Below are 19,570 nucleotides of genomic sequence, written 5' to 3'. Positions count from 1 at the left end.
ACAGGAATCTTCCTGTCACCCGCTTTCGTGTACGTAGTCGCGCGCCACATTCAAGGATGGCGAGATTCGACCCTCGCGGCGGCAGTCACTCCGAAAGCCAAGAGGACAAGAACCGACGCGGCCACGACAACGAGAGGCGCAGACCATCCGCCGGAGGCCTCGTGCACGGCGCCGACGATCGACGGACCTGTGGCGGCGAGAAGGTAGCCGCCGCCCTGCACGAAGGCCGACATACCTCTGGCCTGATCGTTGCTCGTCGACATGCGCACGATGATGATGAAGACGATCGTGATGCCGCCGCCCTGCGCGGCTCCACCCACGACCGACCACAGCGGCCAGAGCTGGGGGGCGAGCAGAAGCCCCAGCGGCATGGCCAGCCAGAGCGTGCCGACGAGACCCACTACAGAGCCGGGACGCCATCGATTCGCGAGCACCGGCACGCCCAGGGCGCCGACGACGGCAAGTACCTGGAACACAGATGAGCTGGCCCCCGCCGACTTGTTGTCGAGACCCTGCACCTCGTGCAGAATCGTCGGCAGCCAGGTCGTGATGCCGTAGTAGGAGAAGGCCTGTCCGCCGAACGCGAGCATCAGCAGCCACGCGGTGAGGCTCCTGTAGGAAGCCGAGTGGGCCGGTGCGACCTCGGAGGTGTCGGCGGCCGTTGCCCGGTCGCCAAAAATCGAGCTGCGCCATCCAGCGGCCTGACCCCAGACGAGAATGGCAGCGACGAGGAGAACGGCCCACGCGGTGATCGCTGCCCGCCAGCCCAGCCAGTCGGCCAGGGGAGCAGTGCCCAGGGAGGTCAGCATGGCGCCCACGTTGAGAGTCGCGGTGTAGACACCGGTCACGATGCCCACACGCGACGCGGGGAAGTCGCGACGCACGACGACAGGAACGACGACGTTTCCGATCGTGATCGCGATGCCGATGACCAGGGTCCCGATGACCGCGACCACGAATCCCCCCTGTGCGCGGATCAGAGTGCCGATCAGAATGCCCGTCAACGAGATGAGGACCGCGCGTTCGGGGCCCGCGCGCCCGATCAGAGCCGCGGCCAGGGGAGTGGCCAGGGCGAAGCAGAGAACAGGGAGGCTCGTGAGCAGGCCCGCGGTCGCGGCCGACAGGCCGAGTTCCTCGCGGATCTGCCCGATCACCGGGGCGATTGCGACGATCGGTCCCCGCAGATTGAGCGCGAAGAGAATGACCGCCACAAGCAGGAACCATGGCATCGCGCGGGCAAGGGATCCTGTGTCGCGCGTTCTCATCACTCCCCATTATCTCGAACCCTCGAGTGGCACAGGTGCGCCACAGCCCGGCTGGAGATGATTGAAGTCCGACGCGTCAGAAAGGACATCCCATGGGCTTCCTCGACAGGCTGCTCGGTCGCGAACCGGAGCAGCCACCCCAGGGTGCGACTCATTCAGCGCCCGACTACGGCACCCCTCCCTATGAAGCGAGGGATTCCGCGCACGGCCGGACCGACGACGAGATAGCGCTCGAGCGATATCGGTATCTGCTGAGAACGGCGCCGCCTGAGACGATCGAGCAGGTGCACGAAGAAGCGTTCGCCCGTCTGACGGCGGATCAGCGCGCGCAGGTGTTCGCTCAGCTCAGTGCGGAGGCTCCGCAGGGTGAGGCACCTCGTGACGCAGGAGCCCCTGCGCTGGCACAGGCGGCCACCCGCTCTGAGCTGCGCAGTCCGGGAGCCCTGGAGCGATCTCTTGGCGCACAGGGCCAGACGGGCGGGTCTGGCTTCGGGGCCGGCATGGGCACGATGTTCGCAGGCTCGCTGCTCGGCAGCGTTGCGGGCATCGTCGTCGGCAGCGCACTCGCGCAGGCGTTCATGCCTGATTTCGGGGGCGATACGTTCGGAGCAGACGATGGAGGTGTCGCCGACGCCGACGGTGGCGGCGGCTTCGGCGATTTCGGAGGCGGAGACTTCGGTGGAGGGGACTTCGGCGGCGGGTTCGACGTCTAAGAGCGCGACTTGGGCGCCGCTGCGACCGGGTAGTCGGCCGCGTAACGGGCGAGAACGTCGGCCACCGGGGCATCCAGAACCAAGGAACCCTTATCGAGGTAGAGCCCTCGGGTGCAGAAACGCCTGAGATCCTTCTCGTTGTGAGACACGAAGAACAGGGTTCGACCACCGGCGAGGAGTTCTTCGATGCGTCGGTAGCACTTCTCGCGGAAGGCCTTGTCGCCCACGGCGAGCACCTCGTCGACCAGGATGATCGGTTCCTCGAGTTGCGAGATGACCGAGAAGGCGATGCGCACCTTCATTCCGCTGGAGAGATGCTTGTAGGGAGTGTCGAGGAAGTCGCCGATCTCGGCGAAGTCGATGATGCGAGCGAACCGCTCGTCGATCTGCGCCTTGGTCATGCCATGAAGCCCCGCGGTCAGATAGACGTTGTCACGAACCGAGAGATCGTCGACGAATCCGCCGGTGATCTCGATGAGCGGAGCGACGCCTTCGCCCACGCTCACCGTTCCCTCGTCGGGAAGAACGACCTCGGCGACGAGTTTGAGCAAGGTGGATTTGCCCTGACCGTTACGGCCGATGACTCCGATGGCTTCGCCCTGTCGAACAGTGAAGCTCACGTGACGCAACGCCCAGAACTCGTCGGGTCGTGATCGACGCAGCCGGCCCGCGAAGAGATCTTTGAAGTTCCGGCGCGATCGCCGGTTTCGTTTGAACCGGATGCCGGCATCGGCGACGGTGATGACGGGGGAGTCGGGCATCAGATCTCTTTCAGTACGGCGCGTTCGGTGCGACGGAAGACGAGGATGCCCACGAGCAGGATGAGAACGCTCATTGCGGCGCTCACCGCGACGAGGTACCAGTCGAGGTGCTCGGGAAAGAATGCCGAACGGTAGAGCGAGAAGATTCCGCTGAGCGGGTTGAAGGCGGCCAAGACATGCAGGCCGGCGGGCAGATCACTCGTGCTGTAGATGATGGGCGAGGCGTAGAACAGAGCTCGAAGAGCGAGCTTGACCGCTCGCTCGAGGTCGCGGAAGAACACCACGAGGGGAGCGACGATGAGACCGACGCCGATGGTGAGCACGGCCTGAATGAGAATGGCGACCGGAAAGAGAAGTACCTCGATGTGCAGGGTCGCCCCCGCGAAGATGGCGAACACGGCCAGCACCGGCAGGCTGGCGAGAAACTCGATGCCCTTCGAGAGCACGAGCCTGTTCACCCAGATGGTTCGGGGAATCTTGGTCGAGCGGATGAGCTTCGCCTCGCGAAGAAACGCACGCGTGGAGTCGGCGGTCGTGCCGTTGAACCACATCCAGGGCAGGAGAGCCGCGAGGAGGAAGACGATATACGGATCTTCGCCGACCGACTTCTGGAAGACCTGAGTGAACACGAACCAGTAGATGAGCGCCATGACGAGCGGGTCGAGGATCGACCAGACGTAGCCCAGAGCCGATGTCGAGTAGCGCACTCGCAGGTCTCGTCTGGTCAAGAGCCAGAGCGCGTTGCGATACCGAGCGAACGGGGTGCGCTGGTTCGGTCGCACCTCGCTGAGCGTCGTCGTCACGTGCCGGTTCTCATTTCTTCTCGAAGAACAACGCTTCACTCTATCCCGCACACGAATAGTGCCCTCTCACGCCGATCGAGGATCGGAGTAAGAGGGCACGAGTTTCGGGATGCCGCACGAGTCGGCTATCGAGCGGTTCAGTTAGACGAAGAGGTTCGCCCGCTCCAGGTCTTCGGCGAAGTCGACCTCGACGGCGTAGAGATCCGAGATGTCGACGGGTTCGACGAGCAACCGGTTCTGCTCGATGGCGAGTTCGATGCCGCGTTCGAAGTAATCCTGATCGCCGACTGCCTTGAGCTGGCGAAGCAGCGTGGCCTTGTCGGCCGCGGAGATGTAGTTAATGCCGACGGCCTCGCCCAGACCGCCCTTGACGGTCTTCGACAGCTCTTTGATGTAGCCCTCGGCGCTGGTCGTGTATTTGACCTCTTCGTCGGACACCTTGGACGTGTTGACAGTGACGAACGACTGGTCGCGGGCGATCATCGCTGCTGCCCGGTCGAGCACGGCCGGGTCGAACACGACATCGCCGTTCATCCACAGCACGCCACCGGGGCCCGAAGCCTGAAGCGCCCGCATGAGACTCTTCGAGGTGTTCGTCTGGTCGTACTGCTCGTTGTAGACGAACGACGCCTGGGGGAATGCTTCGATGATGTGCTCGAGCTTGTAGCCGACGACGATGGTGACTTTGGCGTTGTTGCCGAAAGCGTGGTGGATGTTGTCGAACTGCTGGCCCATGATCGTGCGGCCATCATTGAGTTCGGTGAGCGGCTTCGGAAGGGTGCGGCCGAGTCGGCTGCCCATTCCTGCCGCGAGGATGACTACCTGGGTCGTCATGATGGATCTCCTTGATGGTGCGAAAGTACTTGAGGACAATTCTGCGCATCTGCATCGGAGACGAGAATTCAGAAACCGTTAAGCCATATGAGAGGCGCTGGACACTCCGTTATGTCGCCCTTCACTGTATCGTGTCCCCCGTTTCGGGTCACGTAAGCCTGTCGTATCGTTTCGTGTTCGTGATATAACCGGCACACATTCCTAGAGGAGCGAGTTGCGGACCGAAAGCACATCACAGTGTGTCATTGATGAATGCGAGTGTCGGTCTCGGCTGATACCTTAAGTTCGGTGAGCTCAGAGTCAGACATTTCCGCGACCGGGGGCGAAGGCAGCGAAGAGTTGAACGAGGAGTCGAATCCCTCGACAGCAGAATCCGCGACCGGAGTCCAGGGCGCACCGTCTCAGCCCACAAAACAAGGCACGACAGCACGAAAACCGCGGGCCGCCAAGACGCCGAAACCTCGTTCGGCGGGCGCGGAGAAGTCCTCCACGACGGTGAGACCGTCACGCACGGCGAAGCCGCGCACCCAAGTCCGACCGGTGAAGCCTGCCGAACCAGGCGTCGACTCGATCGGCGCAACCAGCAAAGAGGACGACGTGACGCCCCAGTCCCCGACCGATACGGCCGACAACGCTGTTGTCGAAGACAGTGCGACCGATGATGCTGTTGCGCAGATATCAACGAGCGAAGAGAGTTCCGACGAGGCCAAGATCGACGGCTCTGCAGGCGCAGATAATAAAGAGGTAGCCGACCCCGCCGAGAGCGATCAGCAGGCGGCGTCATCGGCTCAGAGCAGCACCAAACCTCGACCCGCCTCGCCTCGATCGCCGCGTGCTCGCGCCACCAGCACTCCTCGGGCGGCCTCCGGCTCAGACCGCGCCCCTGCCGCGCCCCGTGCGCCACGCAAACCCGCCGCTCCCCGAGCGAAAGCCGCGCCGTCGGCATCCGACGCGCCTATTGTCCTCGATCCGACAGCCTCGCCGATCAGCAAGCCGACCAAGAAGCCGGCACCCAAGGCGGTCCGGCTGACGGCTGCTCAGAAGAAGGCAGCGGCGCTGGCCGAGGCAGAGGCGGCCGAGCGGGCCGCATTCCGCGCTCAACAGCCCGTCGTGCTCTCCATCAGCCGTCTGGTCAAGAGATTCGGCAGCACGACGGCTGTCGACGGCATCGATCTCGAGGTTCGCCAGGGCGCGTTCTACGGAATCGTCGGACCGAATGGCGCGGGCAAGACGACCACGCTCTCGATGGTCACGGGGCTTCTTCGACCCGACTCTGGCACGATCACGATCAACGATCTCGATGTCTGGGCGGATCCGGCGCAAGCCAAGAAGATCATCGGTGTGCTTCCCGACCGTCTTCGCCTCTTCGATCGCCTCACCGGGCGGCAGATGCTCTATTACGCGGGCACTCTCCGCGGCCTCGACAACAAGTCAGTGCGCGAGCGCAGCGACGACCTCGCGGCGGCGTTCGGACTCGAGGACGCCCTGGGCCGACTCGTCACCGACTACTCGGCGGGAATGACGAAGAAGATCGCTCTCGCCGCCGCAATGATCCACTCTCCGAAGATCCTCGTGCTCGATGAGCCCTTCGAGTCGGTCGACCCGGTGTCTGCCGCGAACGTGATCGAGATCTTGCAGAAGTATGTCGAAACCGGCGGAACGGTCGTCTTGTCGAGCCACAGCATGGACATGATCCAGCGCGTGTGCGACGGAGTCGCGATCATCGTGCAAGGGCAGGTACTGGCGCAGGGCACGGTCGACGAGGTCAGGCGCGGCGGCACACTCGAAGACCGCTTCGTCGAGCTCGCCGGTGGGCGCAAGGCAGCGGAAGGCATGGAATGGTTGCTGAATTCCTCAAACTGAAGCTGAGGCTTCTCGGCAACACGTTCGACCGCACCCCCAAGCAGAACGTCGGGGTGGTCGCGAGCATCCTGTTCGCGATTGCATTGGCGGTCGCCTGCTCATGGGGGCTGTCGTCGCTCGCGCCCGGCTCTGCTGAGGCTCGCACGGCCATCGTGCTCGGTGGCTCCTTGGTGGTTCTGGCCTTCATCGTCGGTCCATTGCTTTCTGCCATACCCGATCCCCTCGACCCGCGCAGCTTCGCCCTCTTCGGCATTTCCGCGCCGACGTTGGCTCGGGGCTTGGCAGTAGCCGGGCTCCTGAGTCTGCCTGTGGTGCTCACCCTCGTCGTCGCCGCATTCACGCTTCGCGTCTGGTCGCAAGACGCAGCCACGACCTTGCTCGCTCTGCTCTCGGCTCTTATCGTCGTGGCGACGATCGTCCTCGCATCCCGTGTCACGTCTCTTCTCGCGGCCATCGGCCTCGCCACCCGCCGATCCCGCGAGACGGCGACACTTCTCGTCGTTGTCTTCCTCGTCCTCGTGTCACCCGCGGTCGTGCTGTGGGTCAGCGTCAACTGGGGTCGAGACGGATCCGGCCTCTCCGGTGCGGCGGCCGACGCGTTGAGCTGGAGTCCTCTCGGAGCCGCGTGGGCGCTGCCCGCCGACGCCGCGACAGGGGCACCGGCTGGTGAGGTCGCTCTCAAATGCCTGATCGCTGTGGCGTTTGTCGCGCTGCTCTGGCTGTCATGGAGAGCGCTGATCGCGCGAGTGCTCGTCACCGCACAGCGCAATGCGCCCGAGCGCGAGCACGCGAATCTCGGCTGGTTCGCTCGAACGCCAACCACCCGCACAGGTGCAGTCGCCGCTCGGAGCTTCACATACTGGGCCCGCGACGCTCGCTATCCGGTCCCCGTCATCGGCGTCTTCGGATTCCTCGTCGTTGTCTTTCTCGCTTTCGTCGTCGCGGGCATCCCGCTGACGTATCTCGTTCTGCTCACGGTGCCGGCGCTCTGCGTGACTCTGGCGTTCTCGGTACACAACGATGTTGCTCTCGACAACTCCGCCGTGTGGCTCCACGTCTCCGCCAGCCGGGTCGGATTCGCCGACCGGCTCGGCCGCACAGCTCCCGTCCTGGCCATGGGCATCCCGCTCATCGCCGTCGGATCGGTCGCTGCGGCCTTCTTCGCCGACAGCTTTGCGACGCTACCGGCAATCCTGGGCGTGAGTACCGTTCTTCTGCTTGCCGGTCTCGGAGTCGGAAACCTCTTGTCCTCTCTGTTCCCCTACCCGGCTGTACGGCCGGGCGACGGGCCCTTCTCTCAGCCTCAGGTCGGCGGAGGCACGGGTTTCGTGGTGCAGATCGCCTTCGTCCTTCTCACGGCGCTGTTCGCGGCACCGTCGGTCATCTATGCCATCATCGGCCTCCTCGGCGACGAGTCGGCGTTCTGGCCGTCGCTCTGGTGGGGTGCAGGGGCCGGTGTGGTCGTGTTCGTTGCGGGAACGGTTCTCGGTGGGGCTATCTTCGACCGTCGCGGTCCTGACATCCTGGCTGCAGCGCTGCGCAACTGATTCGTCGCCTCATTCGCGCGTACCTCGATGTCTCCAGGGTCACCGCCTCGCGGAGTGAAATTAGACTGGGCTCATGAGTTACGCACCTCACACCAGCCCCACCGCCAGCATCGCCGATCCGGGTTCACCCCGGGAGGGTGGAGGCACATCGACTCTCGACCGCGAGCTCGAGGAACTGCTCGAGCAGGAGGCCATCGAGCCGGGTGACCACGAGCGTTTCTCGCACTACGTCAAGAAAGAGCAGATTCTCGAGTCGGCCATGACGGGCAAGCCCGTCAAGGCGCTCTGCGGAAAGAAGTGGCTGCCGGGTCGTGACCCAGAGAAGTTTCCGGTGTGCCCCGACTGCAAGCGGATCTACGAGGGCCTCAAGCCCGAGTGACGTCCTGTTCCGGGTCAGACGTAGACGGTCGGGATGATCGGCTCGCCTCGGCCCAAGCGGAACGCCTGGTCTGGTAGCTCGGCGATAGCGTCGGCTCGGTGTGCACGCGCGAGCTCGACACCGGCGGGACCGACGTATCGGGTGTCGACGGTGCCCTTGTCGATGAGGGTCACGAGCAGATCGCGAGCTGAGCTGTTGGGTCGCTCCGCATCGCCGACGTCGATGGTCTCGGCCGTGGCCCGCCCCGACTCGTTGACACTACGGGCCGGATGCTTACGCCCACCCACCGTGGCCTTTTCGGCGGATTTCTTAGCGACCGAGATCCACTCGCCGTCGGCATCCTTATGAGCGACCAGCTTGTAGACCATGCCTGCGGCAGGGGAGCCGGAGCCGGTGACGACGGACGTTCCCACTCCGTACGAGTCGACGGGTGAGGCCGCCAGCGCGGCGATGGTGTACTCGTCGAGATCGTTGGTCACCGTGATCTTGGTGTGCGGGTTGCCCAGGGAGTCGAGCTGCTGCCGTACGGCGGTGACGAGCGAAGGCAGGTCGCCGGAGTCGATGCGAACCGCGCCCAGCTCGGGCCCAGCCACGCGCACGGCCAGTTCGACGCCTCGGTGAACGTCGAACGTGTCGACGAGAAGGGTAGTCGAGGGTCCGAGAGCATCGACCTGCGCCTGGAAGGCGGCTTCCTCACTATCGTGCAGGAGCGTGAAAGAGTGGGCGGCCGTGCCCATCGTCGGGATGCCCCACGTGCGCCCCGCCTCGAGGTTCGAGGTAGCACCGAAGCCCGCGATGTAGGCGGCGCGTGCGGCGGCTACGGCCGATCGCTCACCGGTACGGCGTGAGCCCATCTCCGCGAGCGGGCGACCCGCTGCGGCCGACACCATGCGAGAGGCGGCACTCGCCACCGAGGAGTCGTAGTTGAGAACGCTCAGGATCAGGGTCTCGAGAATGACACCCTCGGCGAACGTCGAATCGACGATGAGAATGGGGGAGTTGGGGAAGTAGACCTCGCCCTCACGGTATCCGGAGATGGTGCCGCGAAAGCGATAGTCGGCCAGCCAGTCGAGCGCGGCCGAGCGCACAATGCCCTCCCTCGCGAGCCATTCGAGCTCGGCGTCGCCGAAGCGGAAGGCTTCGATGAGCTCGAGCAGGCGTCCCGTACCCGCGACGATTCCGTAGCGACGCCCCTGGGGAAGCCGGCGTGCGAAAGCCTCGAAGACACATTCTCGCTCGTGCGTTCCGGCCTGAATGGCCGCATCGAGCATGGTGAGTTCATAGCGGTCGGTGAGAAGCGAAGAGGCGTCGGTCACCCGGCAAGCATATCCGCGGGCCACGCGCGCAGTAGTCTTGAGGGGTGAGTGATGCGCCGATCGGAGTCTTCGATTCCGGTGTCGGCGGATTGTCTGTGGCCCGGTCCATCCGCGACCAGCTGCCCCGGGAGTCCATCACCTACATCGGCGACACTGCTCGGTCGCCATACGGTCCGCGCCCGCTGGCCGAGGTGAGGGAGTTCGCTCTGGAGGCCCTCGACACACTGGTCGCGCAGGGTGTGAAGATGCTCGTCATCGCTTGCAATACGGCCTCTGCCGCCATGCTGCGCGATGCTCGCGAACGCTACTCCGTTCCCGTCATCGAAGTAATCCAGCCCGCGGTGCGCGCCGCCGTTTCGTCGACGAGAAATCTCAGGGTGGGTGTCATCGGTACCGAGGGAACGATCCGCTCCCGGGCCTACAACGACGCGTTCGCTGCTGCCCCTCACCTCGAACTCTTCACGCAGGCGTGTCCTCGGTTCGTCGAATTCGTCGAAGCGGGCGACACGACGAGCCGCGAGCTCTTCGCCGTGGCAGAGGAATATCTGGCTCCGCTTCGCGAGCACCACATCGACACCCTCGTGCTCGGCTGCACCCACTACCCATTCTTGAAGGGCGCTATCTCTTACGTGATGGGAGGCGGCGTGCGTCTCGTCTCGAGCGATACAGAGACGGCGAACGACGTGTACCGCGAACTCGTCAGCCGCGGCATCGAACGCACCTCGTCGGCACCGCCTGTGCACCGCTACGAGGCGACGGGTGCCAGCGCCGACGAATTCCTGCGTCTCGCAGACCTGATGCTCGGTCGACAGGTCGACGCGGTCGAGTTCGTCGAGACCGGCGTCATCACACTTCCGCCCATCCACTGATCCCCTCCTGGAGACACCATGTCGAACGATTTCCGCAAAGACGGCCGCACAGCCGGTCAGCTGCGCCCCATCACCATCGAGCGCGGATGGAGTGACCAGGCCGAGGGCTCGGCACTCATCTCATTCGGCAAGACGCGCGTCCTCTGCACGGCGTCGTTCACCAATGGCGTACCGCGCTGGAAGCAGGGCAAGGGCCAGGGGTGGGTCACGGCCGAGTACTCGATGCTTCCTCGCTCGACCAACGACCGCATGGATCGTGAAGCCGTGAAGGGCAAGATCGGGGGCCGCACGCACGAGATCTCCCGCCTCATCGGGCGCAGCCTTCGTGCCGTCGTCGACATGAAGGCTCTGGGCGAGAACACGATCGTCATCGACTGCGACGTCTTGCAGGCAGACGGCGGCACACGAACCGCCGCCATCACCGGCGCCTACGTCGCGCTGGTTGACGCGATCGAGTGGGCGCGCACCAAGAAGTTCATCGCACAGAAGTCGCAGCCGCTCATCGACAGCCTCTCTGCGGTCTCGGTGGGGATCATCGACGGCGTTCCGATGCTCGACCTCGCCTACGTCGAAGACGTGCGCGCAGAAACCGACATGAACGTGGTCGTGACCGGTCGAGGACTGTTCGTCGAAGTGCAGGGCACGGCCGAGGGCGCCCCGTTCGATCGCACCGAGCTCGACGCCTTGCTCGACCTCGCCCTCGCGGGCACCGCTGAGCTGGCCGAGATCCAGGCGACTGCCCTCGGGTCGGCCTAATGAGCATCCGGGTCGTTCTCGCGACGCACAACGCCCACAAGGTCGAAGAATTCCAGAAGATCCTGGCTGCCGAGATCCCCGAACTCGAGATCGTCGCATACGACGGACCCGAACCGATCGAAGACGGTGTGTCGTTCGCCGACAACGCGCTGATCAAGGCTCGTATCGCCGCAGCGCACACAGGCCTTCCTGCACTCGCCGACGACTCCGGCATCTGCGTCGACGTTCTGGGCGGAGCCCCCGGCATCTTCTCGGCGCGCTGGGCGGGACACGGCCGCGGGGCGTCGGCAAACCTCGAGCTCTTGCTCGACCAACTGGCAGATATCAAAGACCCGCACCGCACCGGATGGTACGCCTGCACGATCGCCGTCGTCGTGCCCGGGCAGCAGGGCCGAGACTCCAGTGAGCATCTCGCCGTGGGCGAGTGGCCGGGGCGAATTCTGGATGCGCCGCGCGGGGAGAACGGATTCGGTTACGATCCGATCTTCGCTCCCGATGGAGGAGATGTCTCGGCTGCCGAACTGACAGCGGAGCAGAAGAACGCCGACAGCCATCGCAGCCGTGCATTCCGCGAGCTCGTTCCGATGTTGAGAATGAGCGTCATTCCTAACTAGCTCAGCCGCTAGGTGCAGCCTCCTCCCTTGCCTACGCTGGAGGAACAATGGCTAGCACGGAACAACATTCGCACGGCTCACACGACCATGCCTCGACGACGAACCGAACCCGGCTGGCCTGGGCGATTGGCATCGTCGCCGCCGTCTTGGTTGTGGAAGTCGGCGGTGCGCTGGCCACCGGCTCGCTTGCGCTTCTCGCCGACGCCGGGCACATGGCATCCGATCTCATCGGGCTCACCGTCGCACTCGTCGCGACGGTCATCGCGGCTCGTCCCGCCACCGACAGGCACAGCTTCGGCTTTCAGCGCGTGGAGGTCTTCGCCGCGCTGTTCAACGGGCTGCTGCTGATCGGAGTGGCGGCCTTCGTGGCCATCGAGGGTGTGTCTCGGCTCATCACACCGGGCGATGTGAGCATTCCACCTATGCCGTTGCTGATCGTCGCCGTCATCGGTCTAGTCGCCAACTTCGGCGCCCTCATGCTGCTTCGAGGGGGAGCGGACTCCTCGCTGAATATGCGCGGCGCGTACCTCGAGGTGTTCGGGGATCTGCTGGGATCGGCGACAGTGATCGTCGCATCGATCGTGATCCTGGCGACGGGCTTTGCCCCGGCAGACGCCATCGCATCGCTCGTGATCGCAGCCATGATCATCCCGCGCGCCCTCTCGCTGCTGCGCGACGTCATCCGGGTGCTTCTGCAGCAGACGCCCGTCGAGACCGACGTCGCCGAGATCCGCAGCCATATCCTCGCGGAAGACGGCGTGGTCGATGTGCACGATGTGCACGTCTGGGCCGTGACGACGGGCAAGAACATCTTCTCGGCTCACGTCGTGGTCGATGCGGCGATCTTCGAGCGGGGAGAGTCCGGAAGGCTGCTGGATCGCCTCTCGACGTGTCTGTCAGCGCACTTCGACGTCGGTCACTCGACCTTCCAGATCGAGCCGGCGGAGCACGCACGGCACGAGGAGCACCTCCACCCGTAGGCGAGGTGTCCCCGTGCCGAGGGCTTACTTCTGGGGGAGGGCCTGTACCCCGAGGGTGCGGTACAGCTCGATCTGCTGCACGGCTTCCAGCTCGGCCGGTGCGCCCGTGAGCGGGTCGTTGCCGCCGCCCGACTTGGGGAATGCGATGACGTCGCGGATCGACTCGGTCGCAGCCAGAAGCGATACGACACGGTCGAAGCCCATGGCGAATCCTCCGTGCGGCGGTGCGCCGAACGCGAAGGCCTGCAGAAGGAAGCCGAACTTCTCCTCGGCCTCTTCTTCGCTGATGCCCATGATCTTGAAGACGCGCTCCTGCAGCTCGCGCGTGTGGATACGGATGCTTCCGCCGCCGATCTCGTTGCCGTTGCAGACGATGTCGTAGGCATACGACAGGGCGGATTCGGGGTCGGAGTCGAAAGTGTCGATGAACTCGGGCTTGGGCGACGTGAAGGCGTGGTGTACCGCTGTCCATGCGCCGGCACCGACGGCGACGTCGCCACTCGCGACGGCATCGCCTGCAGGTTCGAAGAGAGGGGCGTCGACCACCCAGGTGAACGCCCAGGCGTCGGGGTCGATGAGACCCTGGCGGGCTGCGATTTCTCCGCGGAGTGCGCCGAGCAGGCCGCGTGAGGCCTTGGGGGCGCCTGCCGCGAAGAAGATGCAGTCGCCGGGCTGCGCGCCGGCGTGCGCGACGAGTCCGGCGCGCTCGTCGTCGGACAGGTTCTTCGCGACGGGGCCGCGGAGTTCTCCGTCTTCGCCGACGAGAACGTAGGCGAGGCCCTTCGCTCCGCGCTGCTTCGCCCACTCCTGCCACGCGTCGAGCGCGCGACGGGCCTGGCCGGCACCGCCGGGCATCACGACGGCGCCGACGTAAGGCGCTTTGAAGATGGCGAAGTCGCTGCCCTCGAAGTATTCGGTGAACTCGACCAGCTCGAGGCCGAAGCGCAGGTCGGGCTTGTCGGAGCCGAAGCGACGCATGGCTTCTGCGTAGGTCATGCGGGGAAGCGGCGTGGGAAGCTCGACATCGATCGTGCGCCACATGGCGCGCAGCACCTTCTCGGCGAGCGCGATGACCTCTTCTTGATCGACGAAGCTCATCTCGACGTCGAGCTGGGTGAACTCGGGCTGCCTGTCTGCCCTGAAGTCTTCGTCGCGGTAGCAGCGCGCGATCTGGAAGTACTTCTCGAATCCGCCGACCATGAGGAGCTGCTTGAACAGCTGCGGGCTCTGCGGCAGCGCGTAGAACGTGCCGGGCTTGAGGCGTGCGGGAACAAGGAAGTCGCGCGCGCCTTCGGGGGTGGAGTGAGTAAGGGTCGGGGTCTCGACCTCGACGAAGTCCTCGTCGACGAGCACGTTGCGAACGGCCGCCGACACCTTGGAGCGCAGCTTCAGTGGGTAGGCCGCGCTCTCGCGACGAAGATCGAGGTAGCGGTAGGCCAAGCGGGTCTCTTCGCCGGGTTCGTCGTCGAGCTGGAACGGCAGGATGTCGCTCGCGGCGAGAACCTCGAGGCTCGTCGCCTGGATCTCGACCTCGCCGGACGCGATCGTCGTGTTGATGTTGCCGGCTGGACGCTCGCGGACGATTCCCTTGACGGTGACGACGGACTCGACCCGGAGGCTCTCGGCCGTTGCGACAAGCTCGTCACGGAACGTGACCTGGGCGATACCGGATGCGTCGCGCAGGTCGATAAAGGCGACGCCACCGTGGTCGCGGATGCGTGCGACCCATCCGGAGAGCATGACGTCTTGGCCCACGTCTTCGCGGGTGAGCGACGACGCGTAGTTGGTTCTATACATTGATGCGTGCTTCCTAAGCCTCCGGCTTGTGATCGAAGACCTCGGGGTCGAGTGCCAGATCTGCATGAGGCTCGGCGGCCCCCGCAGCGTTGGCCTTTCGAGCCTTCATCGTCGACTGCACGTAGTGCCAGATCGTGGGGATGAGCGTCGCCGCGACTGCGGCGAGCAGGATGATGTCGATGTACTTCGTGACGAAGTCGGCGACGGGAGGGATGTATCCGAGAACGAATCCGCCATAGGTCACGCCGGCGCCCCAGATGATCGCGCCGATCAGGTTGTACAGCGAGTACTTGCGGTAGTTCATGTGGCCGACGCCCGCGGCGATCGGAGCGAAAGTGCGAACGACGGGCACGAAGCGAGCCAGGATCACGGCGAAGGCGCCGTACTTGGCGAAGAACGCGTTCGTGCGTTCGACGTTCTTGATGCTGAAGATGCCCGACTCTTTGCGCTCGAAGATGCGCGGACCGAACTTGTGCCCGATGAGGTACCCCACCTCACCGCCGAGGAATGCGGCGAATCCGACCGCGAGGCACACCCACCAGATGTCGATCTTGATCGTTCCGGCGAAGGTGAGGAGGCCGGTGATGATCAGTAGGGTGTCGCCCGGAAAGAGGAACCCGATCAGAAGTCCGGTCTCGGCGAAGATGATGAGACAGACGCCGACGAGCGCAAGAGGCCCGAAGCCCTGGATGAGCGTCTCCGGGTCGAGCCAGGGGATGATTGCGGCGTGTGTCACGTGAGCTCCAGTCGTCGGCGGGTCGAGTCAAGGCCGGTCGGCGGCGGACAAGGGTCTGATCTGCGTGCATCAAGAGTACCCCCGCCGAGCTGCGGGATACGCGGACGACAATGAGGAGTACGGGAGAAGGGACTTGAACCCTCACGCTCGAAAGCACAGGAACCTAAATCCTGCGTGTCTACCAATTCCACCACTCCCGCAGAGCAGATCCAGTGTACCGGCGAGTGCCCGTCAGCTTCGCCCTGCGACCAGCAATCCGGACTCGTAGGCGATGATCACGAGTTGAGCACGATCGTGCACGCCGAGCTTCGACATCATGCGGTTCACGTGCGTCTTGGCAGTCTGCGGTGAGATCACCAGCCTGGCCGCGATCTCGCCGTTCGACAGACCCGACGCCACAAGCAGCAGAATCTCGCGTTCGCGCTCGGTCAGAAGAGCGAGCTCGTCGGGAACACGGTGCGGTGCCGAGTCGGCGGGCGAGAGATATCGATCGATGAGGGCCCGGGTGGCTTTCGGCGACAACAGGGCTTCGCCATCGTTGACGGTTCGGATCGCCGCCATCAAGGCGTCGGCCTCGGTGCCTTTGCCGAGAAACCCGCTGGCGCCTGCCCTCAGCGCGCGCAAGACGTACTCGTCGTCTTCGAAGGTCGTGAGAATGATGATGCGGGTCTCTGCGAGCTCGGGGTCGGCGCAGATGACCTCGGTTGCCTGTAGCCCGTCCATAACGGGCATCCGGATGTCCATCAGCACGATGTCGGGACGCGTCGCGCGAACCACATCCACGGCCTCGAGACCGTTCGAGGCCTCGCCGACGACGGCGAGGCCCTCGGTGTGAGACACGAGTTCGGAGACGGCGGTGCGGATGAGGGCCTGGTCATCGGCAAGGACGACGGAGATCATGGATGCGCTCCCGGATTGGAGGTGTCGAACGGGATGGTCACGACGAAGCGGTGCACAGGGCCGGGGCCGAACGACGTCTCTAGGACGCCGCCGACAGACGAGACGCGCTCCCGAACGCCGACGAGTCCATGGCCGACGGCAACGACGATCCGGTCGTCGCGGCGAGGCCGCGTCATATTGGTGACCGTGATCTCGAGCCGGTCGGGGCCGTAGTCGAGCTGCACGAGGGCGGTTCCGTCGCCTCCGTGCTTGTGTGCGTTCGTCAGACCCTCTTGGAGCACTCGATGGGACACGATGTCGCGAAGCGAGTCGAGCTCGACCGCGGTTCCGACTGTTCGCAGCTCGACGGTCAAGCCGGCTCTCGAGAACTCGTCGAGCAGCTGGGGAAGGTGCGCGAGGCCCGGAGTGGGAGCCAGGGAACCCGCGTGGTCGCCGTCTGCTGAACGGAGCACGGTCAGCAGGCTCCCTATCTCGCCGAGGACGGTGCGAGCCGCCTCTCGAACGGTAGTGAGTGAGCGTTCCGCGTCATCCGGTCGTGTGCGCAACGCCTGTGAGGCTGACGCGGCGTGCAGATTGATCACGGCGATCTGGTGCGCCATAACATCGTGCAGGTCGCGGGCGATGGCGAGCCGTTCCTCCGCCACGCGCCGCTCGGCCTCAGACTCGCGGGTCTCCTCGGCACGCCGTGCCCGTTCGGTGATGGCCTGAATAAAGGCCCGACCGTTGTATTGAGCGATCCCGCCCGTGGCAGCGAGACCCACGAGGGCGACGAGCGTGATCAGTGATTCGACGCCGCGCGAGCCCGCGGGCGGCGCGCACAATATGGTGAGGCCGATGGCGGCTACGCCGATGCCGGCGAGGGTGAGTGCCAGGGTGCGGCCTTGCCGAGATCCCACGCCGAAGACGGTGATCATGACGCACAGAACCGCCGCGACGACCGGACCGGGTCCGACGACGTCCAGGTGTGAGAGCAGCACGACCACACACGTCGTGGCGATCGCGACCGCCGCTGTGCACCGAGGGAATCGGATGCGCAGCAGCAGGGTGGCGACCAAGACCAGGGCGACGAGCACAGATGCCGTCACGATCGAGGCGGTTGTTCCGCCGGTCATCGCTCCGTGCTGGGATGCGACGACGACCGGAATGCAGACGACGACGATCGCGAGGGCCGAAGGGATCCAGCGCAGTCGCGCGGGCAGCGGAGACTCGAAAGGAACGGGAAACGCTCGAGAGCCAGATCTCATGGCGCACCCCCTTCGTCTCGTCGGCTCGCTGTCGTCCAGTCTCGCAGTACGCCCAGGCCGAGCGCGTCCCACGTTCGTGGTAGCCGAAGATGCCGTGCCGGGGTGACGACGCGCATCCGGTTGGCCGCCAGTCTGGAGTGATCGTGCACAACGCACGTGATGACAACACACAGGAGCAGCCATGCCGGTCCCGGTTCTCGCGGCGCGAGACGTCAAGAAGTCCTATGGGCGCGGAGCGGCGCGCTTCGATGCATTGAAGGGCGTGTCGATCGACATCGAGGAAGGGGAGTCCGTGTCGATCGTCGGAAAGAGCGGCTCAGGCAAGTCGACTCTGATGCACCTGCTCGCGCTGCTCGACAAGCCGTCCACGGGCGCGGTCGAGCTCAGCGGTCGCGACGCCGGGGCGCTGGGAGGTCGGGTGCTCAATCGCACACGCAACCAGACGTTCGGCTTCGTCTTTCAGCAGTTCTTTCTGACGCCCAACACCTCGGTGCTCGACAACGTGACTCTGCCGCTACGGATCGCGGGTGTGAGCGGCGCAGAGCGACGACGACGCGGCATGGAGGCGCTCGAACGCCTCGAGCTCGCAGACAAGGCGAAGAACCGGGCCACCGACCTGTCGGGAGGACAGAAGCAGCGGGTCGTCATCGCGCGGGCGCTGGTGAACGAGCCGCGGGTGATCTTCGCCGACGAACCGACGGGCAACCTCGACACGGCGACCGGAACGGTGGTCGAAGACATCCTCTTCGATCTCAACAGACGAACCGGGATCACTCTGATCGTGGTGACCCACGACGAGGACCTCGCGGCGAAGACCGACCGCAGCGTCTTCATCCGCGACGGGCTGATCGTCGACCGGAGCGGAGAGAGCGCATGAGCGGCCTCGATCTGATCCGCTCGGCGATCAGCAACACCTTTCGCAGCAAGACCCGCACGATTCTCACCGTGCTGGCCATCTTCATCGGAGCCTTCACGTTGGCGCTCACCAGTGGTGTGGGAACGGGGATCAACCGCTACATCGACACGACGGTCTCATCGATCGGTGCGAACGACGTGATGACCGTCACGAAGACCGTTGAGAACACCACGTCTGGGCCCGCGAAATACGAGCCCGACACCACCAACGTCTCGAGCGCGACCGGCAGACCTGGCTCGACGGTCGAGGCGATCACGGCGGCGGAGCTCGACGGCATCCGGGCTGTGCCGGGCGTGCAATCGGTCGAACCCGTTCTGACCGCCCGCCCGAACTACGTGGAATACGCCGGGGGCACTCCGTACCAGGCGTCGATCGGCGGCTTCGTGTCGGGCATGAGCCTCGACCTGGCGGCGGGTTCGGAGCCCGCGAGCGACAGCACGTCTTTCGAGGTCGCGCTGCCCGTGTCGTATGTCGAACCGCTCGGCTTCGCGAGCGATGCGGATGCCGTGGGCAAGACGGTGTCGTTCGGCGTCACCGATCAGACGGGCGCGTCGAGCACGATCGACGCGACGGTCTCGGGCGTGGCGGAGGCCGGTCTCCTCGGGAGTTCGAGCCTCACCGCCAACGACGCGCTCACGACCGCGCTGTACAACGCGCAATCGGTCGGTTTGAGTACCTCGACGAAAGACAGCTATGCCTCGGTCAGTCTGAGATTCGATCCGTCATCCTCCGATGCACAGGTCTCGACGATCAAGAGCGACCTCAAGGCTCTCGGTTACGACGCCACCACTGTGGAGGATCAGATCGGGTCGTTCAAAACGGTCATCGACGCGATCGTGCTGGTGCTGAACGGGTTCGCGGTGATCGCCCTGATCGCGGCGGGCTTCGGCATCGTGAACACTCTCCTGATGAGCGTGCAGGAGCGCACTCGGGAGATCGGTTTGATGAAAGCCATGGGAATGGGGGCGGGGCGGGTCTTCGGACTGTTCAGTCTCGAGGCCGTGTTCATCGGATTCCTGGGAAGCGCCATCGGAGCGGCCGGGGCGATTCTTGCGGGGACAGTGCTGAACGGGGCTCTCGCGAACGGCCTGCTGTCTGCGCTGCCGGGGCTCACTCTCATCGCCTTCGACCCCGTATCGATCGCGGTCATCATCGTGGTGGTGATGGGCATCGCGTTCCTTGCCGGAACCATCCCTGCCATCCGAGCTGCCCGGCAGGATCCGATCGAATCGCTGCGCTACGAGTAGGAGTTAGATCGCTCGTTCGCCGGAGCCCTG

19 protein-coding genes and 1 tRNA gene are annotated in these 19,570 nt (G+C 64.9%); 10 read left to right on the top strand and 10 right to left on the bottom strand.

All coding sequences use genetic code 11. The annotated features are described in order from the left end of the window. Positions 1 to 50: 50 nt before the first annotated feature. Entirely contained in the window at positions 51 to 1,265 is a 1,215-nt protein-coding gene (locus tag CCK87_RS07970; RefSeq protein WP_086460869.1) for an MFS transporter, read from the bottom strand. Positions 1,266 to 1,357: 92 nt separating this feature from the next. Between CCK87_RS07970 and CCK87_RS07965 the strand changes: the two genes are divergently transcribed. Beyond that, complete coding sequence (locus CCK87_RS07965; protein ID WP_086460868.1) at positions 1,358 to 1,978, top strand: hypothetical protein; 621 nt, start codon at positions 1,358 to 1,360, stop codon at positions 1,976 to 1,978. On the opposite strand, the gene CCK87_RS07960 is transcribed toward CCK87_RS07965, so the two are convergent. The 3 genes from CCK87_RS07960 to CCK87_RS07950 form a co-directional block, all read right to left on the bottom strand. Continuing rightward, positions 1,975 to 2,739: an ABC transporter ATP-binding protein gene (locus CCK87_RS07960; protein WP_086460867.1), complete on the bottom strand. Its 765-nt coding sequence runs from the start codon at positions 2,737 to 2,739 to the stop codon at positions 1,975 to 1,977. The two genes, CCK87_RS07965 and CCK87_RS07960, sit on opposite strands and share 4 nt — an antisense overlap. Beyond that, positions 2,739 to 3,542, bottom strand: a complete 804-nt coding sequence (locus CCK87_RS07955) for an ABC transporter permease (protein WP_249273777.1) — start codon at positions 3,540 to 3,542, stop codon at positions 2,739 to 2,741. The genes CCK87_RS07960 and CCK87_RS07955 overlap by 1 nt, the downstream gene beginning before the upstream one ends. Positions 3,543 to 3,683: 141 nt before the next feature. Further along, on the bottom strand, positions 3,684 to 4,376 hold the full coding sequence (locus CCK87_RS07950) for a phosphocholine cytidylyltransferase family protein (protein WP_044438827.1): 693 nt from the start codon (positions 4,374 to 4,376) through the stop codon (positions 3,684 to 3,686). A gap of 597 nt (positions 4,377 to 4,973) precedes the next feature. On the opposite strand from CCK87_RS07950, the gene CCK87_RS07945 reads away from it, so the two are divergent. From CCK87_RS07945 to CCK87_RS07935, 3 genes are all read left to right on the top strand, one after another. Further along, the gene (locus tag CCK87_RS07945) at positions 4,974 to 6,239 is read left to right on the top strand and encodes an ABC transporter ATP-binding protein (protein ID WP_249273775.1); all 1,266 of its coding nucleotides are present in this window, start codon (positions 4,974 to 4,976) and stop codon (positions 6,237 to 6,239) included. Continuing rightward, positions 6,215 to 7,786 (top strand): hypothetical protein, encoded by a 1,572-nt coding sequence (locus CCK87_RS07940; RefSeq protein ID WP_086460865.1) that lies wholly within the window; start codon positions 6,215 to 6,217, stop codon positions 7,784 to 7,786. Before CCK87_RS07945 ends, CCK87_RS07940 begins: the two co-directional genes overlap by 25 nt. A 73-nt stretch (positions 7,787 to 7,859) precedes the next feature. Further along, a complete protein-coding gene (locus CCK87_RS07935; RefSeq protein ID WP_086460864.1) occupies positions 7,860 to 8,165 on the top strand; it encodes a DUF3039 domain-containing protein in 306 nt (101 codons plus the stop codon). A gap of 14 nt (positions 8,166 to 8,179) precedes the next feature. On the opposite strand, the gene CCK87_RS07930 is transcribed toward CCK87_RS07935, so the two are convergent. Next, entirely contained in the window at positions 8,180 to 9,481 is a 1,302-nt protein-coding gene (locus CCK87_RS07930; RefSeq protein WP_086460863.1) for a nicotinate phosphoribosyltransferase, read from the bottom strand. Between the two features lie 44 nt (positions 9,482 to 9,525). On the opposite strand from CCK87_RS07930, the gene murI reads away from it, so the two are divergent. From murI to CCK87_RS07910, 4 genes are read left to right on the top strand one after another with little or no spacing between them, the layout of a single operon-like run. Further along, positions 9,526 to 10,350, top strand: a complete 825-nt coding sequence (gene murI, locus CCK87_RS07925; RefSeq protein ID WP_086460862.1) for a glutamate racemase — start codon at positions 9,526 to 9,528, stop codon at positions 10,348 to 10,350. 18 nt (positions 10,351 to 10,368) lie between these two features. Next, a complete protein-coding gene (rph, locus tag CCK87_RS07920; RefSeq protein WP_086460861.1) occupies positions 10,369 to 11,106 on the top strand; it encodes a ribonuclease PH in 738 nt (245 codons plus the stop codon). Next, positions 11,106 to 11,720 carry an RdgB/HAM1 family non-canonical purine NTP pyrophosphatase gene (rdgB, locus tag CCK87_RS07915; RefSeq protein ID WP_086460860.1) on the top strand — a complete coding sequence of 205 codons (615 nt, stop codon included), beginning with the start codon at positions 11,106 to 11,108 and terminating at the stop codon, positions 11,718 to 11,720. Before rph ends, rdgB begins: the two co-directional genes overlap by 1 nt. Before the next feature lie 47 nt (positions 11,721 to 11,767). Further along, positions 11,768 to 12,700, top strand: a complete 933-nt coding sequence (locus tag CCK87_RS07910; RefSeq protein ID WP_086460859.1) for a cation diffusion facilitator family transporter — start codon at positions 11,768 to 11,770, stop codon at positions 12,698 to 12,700. Positions 12,701 to 12,724: 24 nt separating this feature from the next. Here CCK87_RS07910 and aspS read toward each other — a convergent pair whose 3' ends face one another. The 5 genes from aspS to CCK87_RS07885 form a co-directional block, all read right to left on the bottom strand. Beyond that, on the bottom strand, positions 12,725 to 14,497 hold the full coding sequence (gene aspS / locus CCK87_RS07905) for an aspartate--tRNA ligase (protein WP_086460858.1): 1,773 nt from the start codon (positions 14,495 to 14,497) through the stop codon (positions 12,725 to 12,727). 13 nt (positions 14,498 to 14,510) lie between these two features. After that, positions 14,511 to 15,233 carry a VTT domain-containing protein gene (locus CCK87_RS07900; RefSeq protein WP_086460857.1) on the bottom strand — a complete coding sequence of 241 codons (723 nt, stop codon included), beginning with the start codon at positions 15,231 to 15,233 and terminating at the stop codon, positions 14,511 to 14,513. 118 nt (positions 15,234 to 15,351) lie between these two features. Further along, positions 15,352 to 15,433: transfer RNA gene (locus tag CCK87_RS07895), tRNA-Leu, on the bottom strand. 31 nt (positions 15,434 to 15,464) lie between these two features. Then, positions 15,465 to 16,133 (bottom strand): response regulator transcription factor, encoded by a 669-nt coding sequence (locus CCK87_RS07890; RefSeq protein WP_086460856.1) that lies wholly within the window; start codon positions 16,131 to 16,133, stop codon positions 15,465 to 15,467. Beyond that, positions 16,130 to 17,377: a histidine kinase gene (locus CCK87_RS07885; protein ID WP_170927194.1), complete on the bottom strand. Its 1,248-nt coding sequence runs from the start codon at positions 17,375 to 17,377 to the stop codon at positions 16,130 to 16,132. Before CCK87_RS07885 ends, CCK87_RS07890 begins: the two co-directional genes overlap by 4 nt. Before the next feature lie 181 nt (positions 17,378 to 17,558). Between CCK87_RS07885 and CCK87_RS07880 the strand changes: the two genes are divergently transcribed. Both CCK87_RS07880 and CCK87_RS07875 read left to right on the top strand, forming a co-directional pair. Beyond that, the gene (locus tag CCK87_RS07880; protein ID WP_086460854.1) at positions 17,559 to 18,254 is read left to right on the top strand and encodes an ABC transporter ATP-binding protein; all 696 of its coding nucleotides are present in this window, start codon (positions 17,559 to 17,561) and stop codon (positions 18,252 to 18,254) included. Beyond that, on the top strand, positions 18,251 to 19,540 hold the full coding sequence (locus CCK87_RS07875; protein ID WP_086460853.1) for an ABC transporter permease: 1,290 nt from the start codon (positions 18,251 to 18,253) through the stop codon (positions 19,538 to 19,540). Before CCK87_RS07880 ends, CCK87_RS07875 begins: the two co-directional genes overlap by 4 nt. Positions 19,541 to 19,570 lie beyond the last annotated feature (30 nt).

Origin of the sequence: Agreia sp. VKM Ac-1783 (assembly GCF_900177765.1) — a bacterium.
GTDB lineage: Bacteria > Actinomycetota > Actinomycetes > Actinomycetales > Microbacteriaceae > Agreia.
The sequence above is the reverse complement of the archived record's forward strand: the minus strand, read 5'-3'. Positions and strand labels throughout refer to the sequence as shown.

Coding starts and splice junctions, on each gene's coding strand:
- CCK87_RS07960 (WP_086460867.1), bottom strand. CDS start 2,739: ATGCCCGACTCCCCCGTCATCACCGTCGCCGATGCCGGCATCCGGTTC.
- CCK87_RS07885 (WP_170927194.1), bottom strand. CDS start 17,377: ATGAGATCTGGCTCTCGAGCGTTTCCCGTTCCTTTCGAGTCTCCGCTG.
- CCK87_RS07910 (WP_086460859.1), top strand. CDS start 11,768: ATGGCTAGCACGGAACAACATTCGCACGGCTCACACGACCATGCCTCG.
- rph (WP_086460861.1), top strand. CDS start 10,369: ATGTCGAACGATTTCCGCAAAGACGGCCGCACAGCCGGTCAGCTGCGC.
- CCK87_RS07970 (WP_086460869.1), bottom strand. CDS start 1,265: ATGAGAACGCGCGACACAGGATCCCTTGCCCGCGCGATGCCATGGTTC.
- CCK87_RS07940 (WP_086460865.1), top strand. CDS start 6,215: ATGGTTGCTGAATTCCTCAAACTGAAGCTGAGGCTTCTCGGCAACACG.
- CCK87_RS07950 (WP_044438827.1), bottom strand. CDS start 4,376: ATGACGACCCAGGTAGTCATCCTCGCGGCAGGAATGGGCAGCCGACTC.
- CCK87_RS07880 (WP_086460854.1), top strand. CDS start 17,559: ATGCCGGTCCCGGTTCTCGCGGCGCGAGACGTCAAGAAGTCCTATGGG.
- CCK87_RS07935 (WP_086460864.1), top strand. CDS start 7,860: ATGAGTTACGCACCTCACACCAGCCCCACCGCCAGCATCGCCGATCCG.
- aspS (WP_086460858.1), bottom strand. CDS start 14,497: ATGTATAGAACCAACTACGCGTCGTCGCTCACCCGCGAAGACGTGGGC.
- rdgB (WP_086460860.1), top strand. CDS start 11,106: ATGAGCATCCGGGTCGTTCTCGCGACGCACAACGCCCACAAGGTCGAA.
- CCK87_RS07875 (WP_086460853.1), top strand. CDS start 18,251: ATGAGCGGCCTCGATCTGATCCGCTCGGCGATCAGCAACACCTTTCGC.
- CCK87_RS07965 (WP_086460868.1), top strand. CDS start 1,358: ATGGGCTTCCTCGACAGGCTGCTCGGTCGCGAACCGGAGCAGCCACCC.
- CCK87_RS07890 (WP_086460856.1), bottom strand. CDS start 16,133: ATGATCTCCGTCGTCCTTGCCGATGACCAGGCCCTCATCCGCACCGCC.